Here is a 14101-nt window from a genome sequence, read left to right on the forward strand (position 1 = left end):
TCAATCCACGAAAAGGTAAGAGGTCGCAGCGATCTCGCGCGCCTTGGCCGCAGGTATATCGAGGAATTCCGCCAGCGGCACCGTGTTTTCATCGACGCTGACCGACTGCTTGATCTGGTAGAACCCGGCAAAGCCCGCGTCCCGGATGCGGTCGCTTTCAAAGCGCACGTCATAGCGGATCGTCGGCAACAGCCGCTCGATCACCTCACGCGGGGTCGAATCCGCCGCCAGACCCACGCGTTTCGCATGGCCGATCAGGTAGTCATCGGTGAAGTCGCAGTTGATCTCCAACAGCCGCACCTTGGCCTTGTCGTTGTAGAAATCCTGCATCAGATCGACATTGGCCGGGTCGATGCAGACCACCAGCACATCTGATTGCCAATAGTCGAACAGCATCCGCACCAGCGCGCGCCGGTGGCGGGTGCGCTTTTCCAGCGTCGACTGGATGCCGCCCAGGTCGGGCAGAGCGGTCGAAGCCTCGTTGAACAGATACTCCACCGCCGGGAAATTCGTCACCTGCCGCACCCGGTCGACCAGGCGCTTGGCCACATGCCATTTCTTGCATGTCACCATCAACAGCGTCCGGTTGCGGCCCAAGGAAGCCTCGGTCTCCCAGAACCGGGGCGCGAACCGCCGCCCCACCCGCCCGCGCCCCGTCAGAAAGTGAAACAGGCTCCGCCCCTCGTTCGAGACGGCGAACCGGTGGCCCTCCTTGATGTAAAGCCGGCCCAGGCGGTCCTTCAGCTCCAGCGCGTCGGGGCTGATCTTGCGGGCGAACAGATAATCCTGAGCCAGCAGCAGGTCGTAATGGTCGTTGTAAAAGCTGACGGGCATCCCGTAATCGGTGAACATCAGGAAGGTCAGGGTGCGGGCCCTGATCTCGACCTCGGGGACCAGATGGCGGACCAGGGTCTGAAAAAACGTCTCGTCCGGAATCCAGGTGGTCGAGAAAAAGCGCATCACATCCGGGCGCGCCTTGCAAAAGGCCAGGACCAGTTCGATCGTGCGGCGGCGCAGGCACCACCACTGGCTGCCGATCATCATCTGCAGGTCATGGGGCACCGACCGGCGCAGGCCCAGCCGCTCTTGCCACTCCATCGAGCGGTAAAACCAGCCCTTCTGCGTGCGTTCGTTGAAATAGTGGCGATAGACCAGCCGTTCTTCCTTGATCCCGGTCTTGATCCAGTCCGAGGCAAAGAAGTCAAAGCTTTCGATATAGTCACATTCCGTCGCATCCAGAAAGCTATGGGCATATTCCGCCGTCTTGACCGGCATGCAATCGCCCGACAGCATGTAGAAATGCGTGGCGCGGGGAAAGGCCTCGACCGCGGCTTCGACGGCCTGCAGCGTGGCATCGACCAGGGACCATTCCCCCCAGCCGCATTTGACGCGGCGGGCGGCGAAGGTCACGGCCGGGTTCGTCGCCAGGGCCTCGCGGATGCGGTCGTAATCCTCGCGCCGGGCGCGGGCGTCGAAGTGGATGGCGATGAAATCCCCCGCAGCCGTCAGCCGCTCGGCCTGGGCGATGATCCCGGCCGGGTCCTTGTGGCACAGGAGAATATAGGCAATTTTCGCCATCAGTGAAACGATCCGTCGGGTCTTTGCTTCTTTGTTGCCCTAGATAGCTTTATCGGACATTGAAAAGACAGACATTCTTTGCTTTTTTCGCCCTAGAATTTCCGTGGTCTGGGGCCACAAAGGCACGACGACCGCGAAGGAGGCGAGGATATGGGTTTTCCAGGCACCTGGATGACGGAAAGTGGCAGCGTGGTCTACCGCGTGGTGCCCAAATGCGCCTGTTCGACCATCGGGCAGATCATGTTCTATGCCGATCATGGAACGTTTTTCGACGGCGACATCCATGATGCGACCGGCGGGATGCACAAATGGGCGATGGAGACCTCTCAGCCCCTGATCGAAAAGGTCGTCAAGGCGCGCAAGACCTATACATTCACCTGCGTGCGCAACCCCTACACCCGCATCCTGTCCTCGTTTTTCGACAAGATCTGCGGCATCCAGCGGAACGGCCGGCGCTATCGCGGCAATCTGGTGCCGACCCTGGTGCAGAAATACGGGATCGAGGTCGGCGGCCCGGATGGCAAGGAGGACTTCGACCAGATCGCCTCGTTCCGCCGGTTTCTGCTGTTCGCCCGCGACACCATCCGGTTCAAGAAGCCGATGGAACCCGATATCCACTGGAGCGCGATGAGCGGCCATATCTCGACCTTCATCGTGAATGGCGGGCGCTATGACCAGATCTTCTTTACCGAGAAGTTCAACGAGGGGATGCAAAAGGTCATCGACAAGATGGCGCCCAAGCACGCCATCGACCTGAAGACCATCCCGCGCTTTAACGAAAGCGAAGGCCATGGGCCCGCCCGCGCCCATCCGGTCGAGGATTATTTCGACGACCTCAGCCGTCATCTGGTCTGGGAGATCTACAAGAAGGACTTCCAGCTGTTCAAATACGACTTCGACAATCCGGGCAACAAGATGCCCACGGCAGAGGTCGACTTGGCCGAGGTTCACGCCAAGCTGGGCGAGTGATCGGTTTTGCAACGGGTCCGGGGGTTTCACACCCCCGGACCCCCGTGGGATATTTATGAAAAGATGAATGGAAAGAGGAGTGCAGGGCCAAAGTCGCGCGCCCCGGCCGCTTTTCGGCACGTCCCGCCGCGCCTTTTCCATTCATCTTTTCATAAATATCCCGGGGGGTGAGGCCGCAGGCCGAGGGGGGCAGCGCCCCCCTGCGACATGTGTCAGATCAGCCCATGTTGCCGGAACAGCGCCTTCAGGTCAGTTTCGGGGCGTGCGCCGTAGTGGCTGATGACCTCGGCCGCGGCGACGCAGCCCATGCGGCCGCAGGTGGCAAGGCTTTGCCCCGTGGCGATCCCGTAAAGGAAGCCTGCCGCGAATTGGTCGCCCGCGCCGGTGGCATCGACCGGCACGATGCGGTTCACTGGCACCACGACCTGTTCGTCACCGCGCACCACAATCACCTCATGGCCCGACCTTGTGCAGGCCACCATTCCGGCATCGCGTGAGGCCTGTTCCAGCGCCGCCGACAGGTCGGTCTGATACAAAGACGACCATTCGTGTTCGTTGCCGATCACGAAATCGAGGTCCTTGACCAGGCGGCGGAAGTCGTCGCGGTGGCGGTCGACACAAAAGGGGTCGGACAGCGCAATCCCCGCCTTGCCGCCGGCCTTTTGACACAGCTTGGCCGCGCGTTCAAAGGCCTGTTTCCCCTTGGGCTTGTCGTAGAGGTATCCCTCCAGGAACAGGAGGCTCGTGGCCCCTGCCACATCGTCCGACACATCCTCGGGCCCCAAGTCCGAGGAAATCCCCAGATAGGTGTTCATGCTGCGCTCACCGTCCGGCGAGACAAAGATCATCGACCGCGAGGTGGGCAGGTCGCCCCCCGCCACCGGAGCATTGACGAAATCCGTGCCGCCCTCGGCCAGGGTCTGGGCATAGAACCGCCCCAGCGCATCGTCATGCACCCGCCCGATGAAGGCGGTCCGCAGCCCGAGGTTCCCGAGGCCCGCCAGGGAATTCGCAACCGACCCGCCCGGGATCTGGCGGCGTTCCGACATGGCGCCATAAAGGATCTCGCCGCGTTCGCGCTCGACCAGCTGCATGATGCTTTTCTGAATGCCCATCAGCTCCAGAAAGCTGTCATCGGCCGGAGAGATCACATCGACGATGGCATTGCCGATGCCGACGACGTCATAGGTTTTCATGTTTGTCCTCAAAAAGGCAGAACTCCCGGATCGGGCAGATTCCGCAGCGGGGTTTTCGGGCGGTGCAGATATAGCGGCCGTGCAGGATCAGCCAGTGGTGGGCGTGATGCTGATATTCGGCCGGGATATGGTCTTCGATGGCGCGTTCGATGGCCAATTCGTCCTTGCCCGGGCAAATCCCGGTGCGGTTGGCCAGCCGCAGGATATGGGTGTCCACAGCCTGGGTCGGCTGGCCGAACCACATGTTCAAGACCACGTTCGCCGTCTTGCGGCCCACGCCGGGCAGGCTGGTCAGGGCCGCGCGCGACGAGGGCACCTCGCCGCCGAAATCGTCGATCAGGCGCTGCGACAGCTTGATCACATTACGCGCCTTGTTGCGGAAAAGGCCGATGGTCTTGATATGCTCGGTCAGGGCCGCCTCGCCCAAGGCCAGCATACGCGCGGGCGTATCGGCCACCGGGAACAGGTTCGCCGTCGCCTTGTTCACCCCCACATCGGTCGATTGCGCCGAAAGCGCCACGGCGACCAACAGGGTGAAGGCGTTGGTGTGATGCAACTCTCCTTTCGGTTCGGGGTTCAACTCCGCAAACCGGGCGAAGATCGCCTTCAGGGTCAGGTAATCCAGCTGTTTCATGCCTCTCCTATGCCTGTCCCCGGGGCTTTGCGCAAGAATCGGGTGTCGTGCCGCCCAAGGCCCGCTTACCTTCGGCTTATGGAACACAGCTATCACTATCAGGTTATCGCCCGCGCCCTGCGCGAGATCGACGCCGCGCCGGGCCTTGGGCTGGAGGCGCTGGCCGCGCGGATGGAGATGAGCCCGGCGCATTTCCAGCGCATCTTCTCGGCCTGGGTTGGGGTCAGTCCGAAGAAGTATCAGCAATACCTGGCGCTGGATCAGGCGAAGCGGATGCTGGCCACGCGCCATACCGTGCTGGAAACCGCGATGGCCACGGGGCTTTCCGGGCCGGGGCGGCTGCATGACCTGTTCCTGACCTGGGAGGCGATGACGCCCGGCGACTATGCCAAGGGCGGCCCGGGTCTGATCCACTGGGGGTGGTTTGACAGCCCCTTTGGTCGGATCGTGGCGGCGGGGACCGACAAGGGCCTGTGCGGCATGGGTTTCGCCGCCGAGATGGGCGAGGCCGCTTTGCCCGACCTTCTGACCCGCTGGCCGGGCGCTGAAACCCGCGAGGACCCCGCCCGGCTGCGCGATTGGGTCAGCCAAGCCTTCGGCGGGCAGGGCGCGCATCTGCATCTGATCGGGGCGCCCTTTCAGATCAAGGTCTGGGAGGCGCTGTTGCGTGTCCCCTCGGGCCATGTCACGACCTATGGCGACATTGCCACGGCCATCGGCGCGCCAAAGGCGGTGCGGGCGGTGGGGACGGCGGTGGGGCGCAACCCGATCTCGTATCTGATCCCCTGTCACCGGGCCTTGCGCCGCGATGGCGCCCTTGGCGGCTATCACTGGGGCTTGCCCGTCAAACGCGCGATTCTGGCCTATGAGGCCGCCCGGCTGGAGGCCTGACGGCAAGAACCTGCCGAGCCCGCCCATCCCCTTCGCCCTGCCATGCGCGCGTGGTATAAGGCGCCGCGGCCCCCCGGGGCCTTTGTGAAAGAGGCAGCAGAATGTTTGCAAAGAAGACCCTTGGCCTGTCGATGGCCGCGCTGACGGCGCTTACCGCCTGCGGTGCGCCCACGGACCGTATTCAAGACCCGAATTACCGCGCCCAGAACGGCGCCATCGCCGGTGTCGTCGGCGGAGCGCTGTTGGGCGCCGCCTTTTCCGATGACCGGGGCGAGGGCGCGTTGCGCGGCGCGCTGATTGGCGGGGCCATTGGCACCGGCATCGGCGCGACGCTGGACAAACAAGCCGCCGACATGCGCGCCAACTTGGGCAATCCGAACATCACCGTGACCAATATGGGGGATTACCTGCTGGTGAACCTGCCGCAGGATGTGACCTTTGCCACCGGTTCGGCCAATGTCCGCCCCGACCTTGGCCGCGACATCCAGTCGATTGCCGCCAACCTTGTCACCTATCCGAATTCGAACATCGAAGTCGTGGGCCATACCGACAACGTGGGCACCGCCGCGCTGAACCAGGACCTGTCGGAACGCCGCGCCTATGCGGTCTCCTCGCTGCTGTTGTCGGCGGGCGTGCCTGCGGCGCGGGTCGTGACCTATGGCAAGGGCTTCAATCAGCCGGTTGCCAGCAACGAAACCGAGGCCGGGCGGGCCAAGAACCGCCGGGTGGAAATCCTGGTGCGGCCCAAGTCCTGATAGGACCAAGTCGCAAAAGCAAAAGGCCCGGGAGCGACCCCGGGCCTTTTCCAATCTGTTGGGTCGCTTAGTGCAGACGCGCGGCCACTTGGCCGATGGAGGCGTCGATCGAAGCCGCCGCCTGCTCTGCCGTCATCTGGGCCTTCAGCACTTCGGCCGCGACCGAAATCGAAACCGAGATCGCCCGATCCCGCACCGCGGATTCAGCCGATTTCACGGTGCTTTCGATCTGCTCTTCGGCGGCGACCAGCTTGCGGGCGATGGCCTTGGCCAGATCGGCCTTGGCCTGATCGGCGGCCGCCTGGGCCTCGGCCTTGGCCGAGTCGACGATGCGGGCCGACTGGGCGGCCACTTCCCGCGACTTGGCCTCATACGAGGCCAACAGCGCCTGGGCCTCTTCGCGCAGCACGCGCGCCTCGTCCAGGCTGTTCTTGATCGTGTTGGCGCGGTCATCCAGCATGCGGCCGATCATCCCGGGCACGCCGAAATAAATCAGCGCGCCGGCGAACAGCAGAAAGGCGCACAGCACGACGAAGTCAGTGTTGCGCAGGCTGAAGAAGGGGCCCGATGACGCAAGGGCAGGAGAGGCCGCCAGCATCAATCCAAGGGTCAGAAGCTTTTTCATATCCTTACCCTTTCACGCGGGCGGAAACTGCCGAAGCAATCGCCGCCTCGTCCGCCGAACCACCCAGGGCCGAAACCAGGGCGCCTGCGGTGTCTTTGGCCACTTCGGCCACGGCAGCTTCGGCCCCGGCGCGGATCTCTGCGATCCGGCTTTCGCCTTCTGCAGCCTTGGCCGAAATCTTGGCATCCGCCTCGGCAGTGGCCGCGTCGAGTTCCTTTTGGATCTCGGCCTTGGTCGCTGCGATGATCTTGGCCGCCTCGGCCCGCGCCTGGTCCAGCGCGGCGGTATAGGCGCCCTCGGCTGCCTTGGCCTTGGACTTCAGCTCTTCGGCTGCGGCCAGGTCCTTGGCGATGGCGCCCTTGCGTTCGGCCAGAACGCCCCCGATCCGCGGCAGGGCGATTTTCGCCAGCACGAACCAGATGACGACCATGGCCACGACGAGCCAGAAAATCTGGTTCGGCCAGGTCGCGAAATTCAGTTGCGGCATGCCCGCTTGGTGGGCTGCCTCAGCCGCAGCATGTGCGGTCTCTTCCGTCGCCATGGGGTCCTCCAGCGATGAAAACCGGCCGGACGGGATCACCCCGCCCGGCCGCTGGATTCAGTTCCGAAAGATCAAGCTGCGAACAGCAGGAGCAGAGCGATCAGGAACGAGAAGATCCCCAGGGCTTCGGCGAAGGCCACGCCCACGAAGAAGTTGGCGGTCTGGGCCGGAGCGGCCGAGGGGTTGCGCAGGGCGCCGGCCAGGAAGTTGGCGGCAATGTTGCCCACGCCGATGCCAGCACCGCCGAGACCGATGGTTGCCAGACCGGCACCGATGTATTTGCCCATCAGGGCGAATTGAGCGACGTCTTCCATGGGAAGCTCCTTCGTTGCGTTAGAGGTTGGTTTCAGTGATGCGCTTCGCCGACGGCGTCACGCAGATAGACACAGGTCAGGATCGTGAAGACATAGGCCTGCACGACAGCGACCAGAAGTTCGAGGCCATAGATCGCGGCGATGGCAGCGATCGGCAGGACCGAGGCCACACCCATCACGCCAGCAAAGCCCGCGAAAACCTTGATCATCGCATGGCCGGCCATGATGTTGCCGCCAAGACGAATGGAATGAGACAGGGGGCGCACGAAGTAAGAGATCACTTCGATGGCCGCCAGAACCGGGCGCAGCACCAGGGGCGCCGACGAAACCCAGAACATCGCGAGGAACCCCAGACCCTTGCGCCAGATCCCCACCAGGGTCACGGTCAGGAAAACCATGATCGCCAGCGTCGCCGTCGCCGCGATATGCGAGGTCGGAGAGAAGGACATGGGCAGAAGGCCCAGCAGGTTCGAGAAGAGGATGAAAGTGAACAGCGCCATCACATAGGGGAAGAACTTCGCCCCGTCGTGGCCAGCGACTTCTTCGACCATGTCATGGATAAAGCCGTAGAACAGCTCGCCGATCGACTGCACGCGCCCCGGGATCATCGAGCGGCCAGCCGAAGCCGCCAGCATCAGGGCCGAGATCGCCAGAACGGTGATGCCCAGCCACAGGGTCTGGTTCGTGGGCGTGAACATACCGATGTCACCGCCAAACAGCGAATGGATCTGGAACTGGTCCATCGGATGGATCTGCAGACCGCCTTCTTCCGCCATGTTATTCCCCTTCGTCCCCTGCGGCCTTGGCCGCGGTATTTTTCATGTCGGCCTTGGCCGCCATCTGTGCCGTGGCGGCCGAGGCCGCCTCTTGTGTCGCCATCTGCTTTGCGGTGCCCAGCATGGTCTTCACACCAGCCGCAAAGCCCAGCATGGCAAAGATCACCAGGAAAATGGGCTGCGTTCCCGTCAGCCAATCCAGCCCGTATCCGATTGCCATGCCCAAAAGCATGCCGGTCACAAGCTCGATCACCATCCTCCAGGCCATCTCGCCCTGCGAGAAACCCGAGACCTTCTTGGGCCTTTTCACCCCCGCCTTGCCCTTCATGGCCGCAATCCGCGCTTCCAGCGCCGCCAGCCGTTCAGGATCAGGGTCCGGGGTCATAAAGCCCTCATGTCGTTCGGGCGCAAACTAAGAACAGGGGGGCAAAGAGTCAACCAAGGTTATGCAATGAATAACGCAACCTAAGTCATTGAAAAACAACAGGTCAGAGCGGGTGGCCCCCTCGTCCCCTCCCCCGCCGCATATTCAACCAACCGGTTGACCTTGGCCCTTTCCCCCCGCAAAGTCGCCCGATGACCGAAACCCCGCCCAATCCGCTGGACCTTGTCTTCGCAGCCTTGGCCGACCCGACCCGCCGGGCGATCCTGCGCATGCTGCTGGAGGACGACATGGCCGTGACCGATGTGGCAGAGCCCTTTCAGATGTCGCTGGCGGCCATCTCCAAGCATCTGTCGGTCCTGACCGAAGCTGGCCTGATCAGCCAAGAGAAAACCGGCCGCGTGAAATGGTGCAAGCTGGAGCCCCTGGCGCTTGGCCCGGCCTCGGTCTGGATGCAGGGCTTCGGCCAGTTCGACCCCGTAGACCTCGACTCTTTCGAACGGTTTCTGGCGGTCGAACTGGCAGAGCTCGCCGATGAAGCCGACCCGCCGCCCGCGCACAGCTGACAAGCGGCCCGCTGCCGGAAACCCCGGGGAGGTTTCACACCTCCCCGGACCCCTCCGTGGGATATTTATGAAAAGATGAAAGGGGAGACGCAGCTCGCAGCATGCTTCAAGCGCGCGCCCCGGTTTTTCATCTTTTCAAAAATATCCTGGGGGTCCGGGGGCAGCGCCCCCGGCGGCTAGCCCGCAAACCAACCCTTGTAGCTTTCGCGCAGCAGGTTCTTTTGCACCTTGCCCATGGTGTTCCTTGGCAGGTCCGCCACCACAACCGCCGCCTTGGGCTGTTTGAACCGCGCCAGGTCGCCAGCAATTGCAGCCAAAGCCGCCTCGGCCTTCACATCCCCCACGATCACCGCAAAGACCGCCTCGCCCAGGTCGGGATGCGGCAGGCCGATCACCGCGCTTTCCACCACGCCCGGCACGGCATCCAGCAGAAGCTCGACCTCTTTCGGATAGATGTTATACCCGCCCGAGATCACCAGGTCCTTTGCCCGCCCCACGATCGAGACATAGCCGTCTTCGATCATCCCCAGATCGCCGGTGATGAACCAGCCATCCGGGCGCAGCTCTTCGGCGGTCTTTTCCGGCATCTGCCAATAGCCCTGAAACACATTCGGGCCGCGCACTTCGATCATGCCGACCTCTCCCGGCGCGACATCGCCCGCCGCGCCCATGATCCGCAGATCGACCCCCGGCAAAGGCAGCCCGACCGTCCCCGCCCGCCGCTCTCCGTCATAAGGGTTCGAGGTGTTCATGTTGGTTTCCGTCATGCCATAGCGCTCCAGGATGCGCTGGCCGGTGCGGGCTTCGAACGCGCGATGCGTTTCGGCCAGCAAAGGCGCCGAGCCGGAGATGAACAGCCGCATATGCGCCGCAGCGGTCCGGTCAAAGCGCGCATCCGACAAAAGCCGGGTGTAAAAGGTCGGCACCCCCATCATCACCGTGGCTTGCGGCAAAAGGCGCAGCACCTGATCCAGGTCGAAACCGGGTAGAAAAATCATCTGTCCAGCCGTCAGCAGGCTGACATTGCTGGCCACGAAAAGCCCATGGGTGTGAAAGATCGGCAAGGCGTGCAGCAGGACATCGCGGTCTGTGAACTGCCAAAGCGCGGCCAGCGCCTGCGCGTTGGACAAAAGGTTGCCATGGCTGAGCATCGCCCCCTTGGACCGCCCCGTTGTGCCAGAGGTGTAAAGGATCGCGGCCAGGTCATCGGGCCTGCGGGGCGTGACAACCAGAGGCTCTGGGGTCGACGGGGGCTGGCCCTGAAACGAGCCCTCACCCTGTGGCCCAAGGGTCTCTAGTCGGGATTGGCCCGCCACGGGGCGCAGCGTCTCGGCCCTTGCGGGGTCACACAGGAACAGGGCGGGCGTGGCGTCGGCGATGAAATAGGCGATCTCGGCGGGCGTATAGGCGGTGTTCAGTGGCAGAAAGACTGCGCCAACCGTCACGGTCGCGGCATAGACGGCCAGCGCCTGAGGCGACTTGGCCACCTGCACGGCGACGCGGTCCCCGGGCTGGACACCAAGGGCGCGCAGGGCGCCCGCATAGCCCGCGATCATCGCATGAAACGCTTGGGCCGTGACCACGCCGTCATCGGCCAGCGTCATCAGTGGGCCTTGGCGACGGGCCAGCGGTGCAAACAGGGCATCGTAAAGCGGGTTCATGGCGGCACCTCCACCGGCTTTGCTGCCATGGCCCGCGCGCCTCGTCCACTGGAAACGGCCCGCTGGAAACGGACTGTTTCCCTTGGCCGGGGATACTCCGCGCCAAGGCCCCGGGCCTGCCACGTTTCGGCCCCGCTTGGTCGCAAATCTGGACCGACCAGAAGGAGCCCACCATGTCGCTGATCCACAGCCTGATCGCCCGGTTCACCCGCCCCAAGGACAGGGCGCCCGATGCCTTTTCCCTGCGCCTGGACCGCATCCTGTCACGGGAAACGCGGCATCGCGCGCGTCGGGGTCTGTTCAGGGCGTATGGTCAACCCCTGGGAGCCTAAGCTCTTTGACCAGGTCGCGGACCTCTTGCCGTGCCGCCACATTCGACATGTTCAGCTGATCGACGCCGGTGTCCTTCAGGTCCATCACCGTCAGGCCGCGGGGGAACAGCTCTCGGTAGATGACGCGCTCGGAAATCCCCGCCGCGACGCGGAACCCGATGCGGCGCGACAGTTCCTCCAATGCCGCGCCGACCTTGCGCTTGTTGACCATCTGTTGCGCGCCCAAACGGTTGCGCAAGACGACCCAGTCGATCGGCTTTAGCCCAGCCTGAGCGCGCAACTGCCGCGCCGACCAGACCATTTCTGAATAGATCGAGGGGCCCTTGACCTTGCCCGTCTCGGGGTCGACTCGGGCCAGAAGGTCGAAATCGACAAAGCTGTCGTTCATCGGCGTGATCAGCGTATCGGCCAGGCTATGCGCCACCTGAGACAGGCGCGTGTGGCTGCCCGGGCAGTCGATGATGATGAAGTCGCAGGTCGCCTCCAGCGTGGTCACGGCCTCGGACAGGCGGCGGTCATAGATGTTCTCGCCCTCGGCCAGGGCCTCGGGGGCGACTTCGGGCAGGTCCATATAGACCGGCGACGGCAGGTTCAGCCCGGTGTTCGCCAGATAGGCCAGGCGGTTTTCGACGTAACGCGCGAAACTCTTTTGCCGCAAGTCCAGATCCAGCACGCCAACGCGGAACCCCGCCCGGGCCAGCGCCGTGCCCACATGCATGCAGGTGGTCGACTTGCCCGAGCCGCCCTTTTCATTGCCGACGACGATGATATGCGCCATGAGGGCCCCCTTTTTCGCCCCGTATAAGGGCCCGGGCGCGCTTAGGGAAGGGTCACGAGGTCGCCTGCCCTAGGAAGTGGGCGCGCTGCACAAGACCTGCTGGTTCTCGCAGCGCACCACGGGCCAATCGGCGCGGCCCCAGCAATAGCCCGCGGGTGCCGTGGTCAGGCGCAGGACCCAGGTCGGGCGCGACCCATCCGCCAGCCGCGCCCCGCCCTCTTCGCGCAGGGTCAGCTTGCGGCCCTCGATTGCCTCCAGGTCAAAGCGGCGCATCGTGATTTCAGCGCCTTGCGCGTCGATCCAAGGGGTTTGCCACGTCAAGAACGCATGGGGCGGCTGAGCGATGAAGTCGATCCGGTGCGGGTTCGCGGCACAAGAGGTCGCAGGGTCGCTGGCCGAGCCGTATAGCCCGGCAAAGGCCTCGACCCCCTGGGCAGAGGCGGCGCAGGTCCACAAAAGCAACAGGGCAAGGGCGCGCATCGGGTTTCCTTGACAGCACAGGGGTGGGGCAAATAGTTAATAAATCAAGAATTCATGATGCCAGATTTAGAGACATCGCGCATGGCCGAGATTAATGCTTATAACGTGTTGGACACCCGCAGTATCAACCTTTTTGAAGACATCACCGCCGCGCTTTCCCGTGGCTTCACGGACAATGCCTATGTGATCCTGAACGGCGTGACCTACGAAGATGTGGTCTGGCTGGATTTCGCCGATGCCAAAGGCCAGTTCACCCACGAATACTACGGCTTCGGTTTTGAGTTTCGGGATGAAGACACGCCGCTTTCGGGCTTCATCACCGCGCAATACAACTTCTTTCAAGACAGCTTTACCGACGAGTGGTTTTACAACTACGAGTTCCGCGATTTCAAGATTTCGCTGCAAGACCTCTATTTCTTCGCCCTGACGCCATCGACGGAGGACGACAGGGCCCTGTCCAACCAAGTCCTTGCCTTTGCCGATGTGATCACCCTGTCTTCGGACGACGACTATGTCGATTCCTACAGGGGGTCGGACAGCGTCATGGGCAATGGCGGCAATGACACGCTTTTGGGCGGCGCGGGCGCGGATACGCTGGGCGGCGGGTCAGAGGCGGACAAGCTGTATGGCGGCATGGGGACGGACGAGCTGCGCGGCGACGACGGGCGTGATCTGCTGGTCGGCGGCAAGGGCAACGACCGGCTGATTGGCGGCGACGGGGCCGATGTGTTCATGTTCAACGAGACCTCGGGCCGCGACCGGATCTTCGACTTCCAGGACGGCAGCGACATCCTCCGCTTTGACGTGACGGCGGGCCAGGGCTTTGCCGATCTGGTGATCACCACCCATGGGACCGCGGTCTGGGTCGAGCTGGGGGCGGCCCGGGTCGTCATCGACGCCATCGCGATCGGCAATTTGACGGCGGCCGACTTCCAGTTCGTCTGACCGGCTATTCGAAATGAAAAGGGGCGCCGCAAGGGCGCCCCGAGTCTTTGCGGCGGAAGGGTTCAGAACCCCAGGCCGGCATACTTGTTCTTGAACTTCGACACGCGGCCGCCGGTGTCCATCAGACGGGCCGACTGGCCGGTCCAGGCCGGGTGCGACAGCGGGTCGATGTCGAGCGCCAGTTGGTCGCCCTCTTTGCCCCAGGTCGACTTGGTCTGGAAGGTGGTCCCATCGGTCATCTTGACGGTGATGGTGTGATATTCGGGGTGAATGCCCTGCTTCATCGCGCCTCTCCTCAAGCCTTGGGTTTGTAGTTGGTGTCTTCGACGATCCGAGCCGATTTGCCGCGACGATCGCGCAGGTAATACAGCTTGGCGCGACGCACGCGGCCACGACGGACCACTTCGATCGCCTCGATGTTGGTCGAATACAGCGGGAAGACGCGTTCCACGCCTTCGCCGAACGAGATCTTGCGCACGGTGAACGAGGCCGAGATCGTCGCGCCACCCTTGCGGGCAATGCAGACGCCTTCATAGGCCTGAACACGGGTGCGGGTGCCTTCGGTCACTTTGTAGCCGACACGGATGGTGTCGCCCGGACGGAAGTCGGGGATGTTCTTGCCCAAAGCCGCGATTTGTTCGGCTTCGAGTTGAGCGATCAGATTCATCGCTGTCTCCT

At 63.3% G+C, this 14101-nt stretch carries 18 protein-coding genes; 5 read left to right on the plus strand and 13 right to left on the minus strand.

What is annotated here, in order from left to right:
- Positions 1–1578 (minus strand): DUF5928 domain-containing protein, encoded by a 1578-nt coding sequence (locus NX862_RS05735; RefSeq protein ID WP_264492923.1) that lies wholly within the window; start codon positions 1576–1578, stop codon positions 1–3.
- A gap of 150 nt (positions 1579–1728) precedes the next feature.
- On the opposite strand from NX862_RS05735, the gene NX862_RS05740 reads away from it, so the two are divergent.
- A complete protein-coding gene (locus tag NX862_RS05740) occupies positions 1729–2547 on the plus strand; it encodes a sulfotransferase family protein (RefSeq protein WP_264492924.1) in 819 nt (272 codons plus the stop codon).
- Positions 2548–2759: 212 nt separating this feature from the next.
- Here NX862_RS05740 and NX862_RS05745 read toward each other — a convergent pair whose 3' ends face one another.
- Both NX862_RS05745 and nth read right to left on the minus strand, forming a co-directional pair.
- Positions 2760–3743 (minus strand): adenosine kinase, encoded by a 984-nt coding sequence (locus NX862_RS05745; protein WP_264492925.1) that lies wholly within the window; start codon positions 3741–3743, stop codon positions 2760–2762.
- Positions 3730–4377 (minus strand): endonuclease III, encoded by a 648-nt coding sequence (nth, locus tag NX862_RS05750; protein ID WP_264492926.1) that lies wholly within the window; start codon positions 4375–4377, stop codon positions 3730–3732. The genes NX862_RS05745 and nth overlap by 14 nt, the downstream gene beginning before the upstream one ends.
- Positions 4378–4455: 78 nt before the next feature.
- Between nth and NX862_RS05755 the strand changes: the two genes are divergently transcribed.
- Both NX862_RS05755 and NX862_RS05760 read left to right on the plus strand, forming a co-directional pair.
- Positions 4456–5268, plus strand: coding sequence for a methylated-DNA--[protein]-cysteine S-methyltransferase (locus tag NX862_RS05755; protein WP_264492927.1), 813 nt, complete (start codon positions 4456–4458; stop codon positions 5266–5268).
- A gap of 101 nt (positions 5269–5369) precedes the next feature.
- Entirely contained in the window at positions 5370–6023 is a 654-nt protein-coding gene (locus NX862_RS05760; RefSeq protein WP_264492928.1) for a YiaD family glycine zipper/OmpA-like lipoprotein, read from the plus strand.
- 67 nt (positions 6024–6090) lie between these two features.
- Here the strand turns inward: NX862_RS05760 and NX862_RS05765 are convergent, their stop codons facing one another.
- From NX862_RS05765 to NX862_RS05785, 5 genes are all read right to left on the minus strand, one after another.
- Positions 6091–6648 (minus strand): F0F1 ATP synthase subunit B family protein, encoded by a 558-nt coding sequence (locus NX862_RS05765; RefSeq protein WP_264492929.1) that lies wholly within the window; start codon positions 6646–6648, stop codon positions 6091–6093.
- 4 nt (positions 6649–6652) lie between these two features.
- Entirely contained in the window at positions 6653–7189 is a 537-nt protein-coding gene (locus tag NX862_RS05770; RefSeq protein ID WP_264492930.1) for a F0F1 ATP synthase subunit B', read from the minus strand.
- Between the two features lie 71 nt (positions 7190–7260).
- A complete protein-coding gene (locus NX862_RS05775) occupies positions 7261–7503 on the minus strand; it encodes a F0F1 ATP synthase subunit C (RefSeq protein ID WP_264492931.1) in 243 nt (80 codons plus the stop codon).
- Between the two features lie 32 nt (positions 7504–7535).
- Positions 7536–8279, minus strand: coding sequence for a F0F1 ATP synthase subunit A (locus tag NX862_RS05780; protein WP_264492932.1), 744 nt, complete (start codon positions 8277–8279; stop codon positions 7536–7538).
- 1 nt (position 8280) lies between these two features.
- Positions 8281–8664: an AtpZ/AtpI family protein gene (locus NX862_RS05785; protein ID WP_264492933.1), complete on the minus strand. Its 384-nt coding sequence runs from the start codon at positions 8662–8664 to the stop codon at positions 8281–8283.
- Between the two features lie 191 nt (positions 8665–8855).
- Between NX862_RS05785 and NX862_RS05790 the strand changes: the two genes are divergently transcribed.
- The gene (locus NX862_RS05790) at positions 8856–9227 is read left to right on the plus strand and encodes an ArsR/SmtB family transcription factor (RefSeq protein ID WP_264492934.1); all 372 of its coding nucleotides are present in this window, start codon (positions 8856–8858) and stop codon (positions 9225–9227) included.
- 176 nt (positions 9228–9403) lie between these two features.
- On the opposite strand, the gene NX862_RS05795 is transcribed toward NX862_RS05790, so the two are convergent.
- From NX862_RS05795 to NX862_RS05805, 3 genes are all read right to left on the minus strand, one after another.
- Positions 9404–10888, minus strand: a complete 1485-nt coding sequence (locus NX862_RS05795; RefSeq protein WP_264492935.1) for a malonate--CoA ligase — start codon at positions 10886–10888, stop codon at positions 9404–9406.
- 300 nt (positions 10889–11188) lie between these two features.
- Complete coding sequence (locus NX862_RS05800) at positions 11189–11998, minus strand: division plane positioning ATPase MipZ (RefSeq protein ID WP_264492936.1); 810 nt, start codon at positions 11996–11998, stop codon at positions 11189–11191.
- Positions 11999–12067: 69 nt separating this feature from the next.
- Complete coding sequence (locus NX862_RS05805; protein WP_264492937.1) at positions 12068–12478, minus strand: hypothetical protein; 411 nt, start codon at positions 12476–12478, stop codon at positions 12068–12070.
- Between the two features lie 81 nt (positions 12479–12559).
- On the opposite strand from NX862_RS05805, the gene NX862_RS05810 reads away from it, so the two are divergent.
- Positions 12560–13423: a calcium-binding protein gene (locus NX862_RS05810; RefSeq protein ID WP_264492938.1), complete on the plus strand. Its 864-nt coding sequence runs from the start codon at positions 12560–12562 to the stop codon at positions 13421–13423.
- A 62-nt stretch (positions 13424–13485) separates the two neighbouring features.
- Here NX862_RS05810 and rpmE read toward each other — a convergent pair whose 3' ends face one another.
- Both rpmE and rplS read right to left on the minus strand, forming a co-directional pair.
- Positions 13486–13707 carry a 50S ribosomal protein L31 gene (rpmE, locus tag NX862_RS05815; protein ID WP_264492939.1) on the minus strand — a complete coding sequence of 74 codons (222 nt, stop codon included), beginning with the start codon at positions 13705–13707 and terminating at the stop codon, positions 13486–13488.
- 11 nt (positions 13708–13718) lie between these two features.
- Positions 13719–14090, minus strand: coding sequence for a 50S ribosomal protein L19 (rplS, locus tag NX862_RS05820; RefSeq protein ID WP_264492940.1), 372 nt, complete (start codon positions 14088–14090; stop codon positions 13719–13721).
- Between the last annotated feature and the right edge of the window lie 11 nt (positions 14091–14101).

Origin of the sequence: Stagnihabitans lacustris (assembly GCF_025950525.1) — a bacterium.
GTDB lineage: Bacteria > Pseudomonadota > Alphaproteobacteria > Rhodobacterales > Rhodobacteraceae > Stagnihabitans.

What these genes read in the sequence shown, in the direction of transcription:
- NX862_RS05810 (WP_264492938.1), top strand. Translation starts at nt 12,560, where the DNA reads ATGGCCGAGATTAATGCTTATAACGTGTTGGACACCCGCAGTATCAAC.
- NX862_RS05740 (WP_264492924.1), top strand. Translation starts at nt 1,729, where the DNA reads ATGGGTTTTCCAGGCACCTGGATGACGGAAAGTGGCAGCGTGGTCTAC.
- NX862_RS05775 (WP_264492931.1), bottom strand. Translation starts at nt 7,503, where the DNA reads ATGGAAGACGTCGCTCAATTCGCCCTGATGGGCAAATACATCGGTGCC.
- NX862_RS05800 (WP_264492936.1), bottom strand. Translation starts at nt 11,998, where the DNA reads ATGGCGCATATCATCGTCGTCGGCAATGAAAAGGGCGGCTCGGGCAAG.
- NX862_RS05765 (WP_264492929.1), bottom strand. Translation starts at nt 6,648, where the DNA reads ATGAAAAAGCTTCTGACCCTTGGATTGATGCTGGCGGCCTCTCCTGCC.
- NX862_RS05790 (WP_264492934.1), top strand. Translation starts at nt 8,856, where the DNA reads ATGACCGAAACCCCGCCCAATCCGCTGGACCTTGTCTTCGCAGCCTTG.
- NX862_RS05760 (WP_264492928.1), top strand. Translation starts at nt 5,370, where the DNA reads ATGTTTGCAAAGAAGACCCTTGGCCTGTCGATGGCCGCGCTGACGGCG.
- NX862_RS05745 (WP_264492925.1), bottom strand. Translation starts at nt 3,743, where the DNA reads ATGAAAACCTATGACGTCGTCGGCATCGGCAATGCCATCGTCGATGTG.
- rplS (WP_264492940.1), bottom strand. Translation starts at nt 14,090, where the DNA reads ATGAATCTGATCGCTCAACTCGAAGCCGAACAAATCGCGGCTTTGGGC.
- NX862_RS05735 (WP_264492923.1), bottom strand. Translation starts at nt 1,578, where the DNA reads ATGGCGAAAATTGCCTATATTCTCCTGTGCCACAAGGACCCGGCCGGG.
- rpmE (WP_264492939.1), bottom strand. Translation starts at nt 13,707, where the DNA reads ATGAAGCAGGGCATTCACCCCGAATATCACACCATCACCGTCAAGATG.
- NX862_RS05755 (WP_264492927.1), top strand. Translation starts at nt 4,456, where the DNA reads ATGGAACACAGCTATCACTATCAGGTTATCGCCCGCGCCCTGCGCGAG.
- NX862_RS05780 (WP_264492932.1), bottom strand. Translation starts at nt 8,279, where the DNA reads ATGGCGGAAGAAGGCGGTCTGCAGATCCATCCGATGGACCAGTTCCAG.
- NX862_RS05805 (WP_264492937.1), bottom strand. Translation starts at nt 12,478, where the DNA reads ATGCGCGCCCTTGCCCTGTTGCTTTTGTGGACCTGCGCCGCCTCTGCC.
- NX862_RS05795 (WP_264492935.1), bottom strand. Translation starts at nt 10,888, where the DNA reads ATGAACCCGCTTTACGATGCCCTGTTTGCACCGCTGGCCCGTCGCCAA.
- NX862_RS05770 (WP_264492930.1), bottom strand. Translation starts at nt 7,189, where the DNA reads ATGGCGACGGAAGAGACCGCACATGCTGCGGCTGAGGCAGCCCACCAA.
- nth (WP_264492926.1), bottom strand. Translation starts at nt 4,377, where the DNA reads ATGAAACAGCTGGATTACCTGACCCTGAAGGCGATCTTCGCCCGGTTT.
- NX862_RS05785 (WP_264492933.1), bottom strand. Translation starts at nt 8,664, where the DNA reads ATGACCCCGGACCCTGATCCTGAACGGCTGGCGGCGCTGGAAGCGCGG.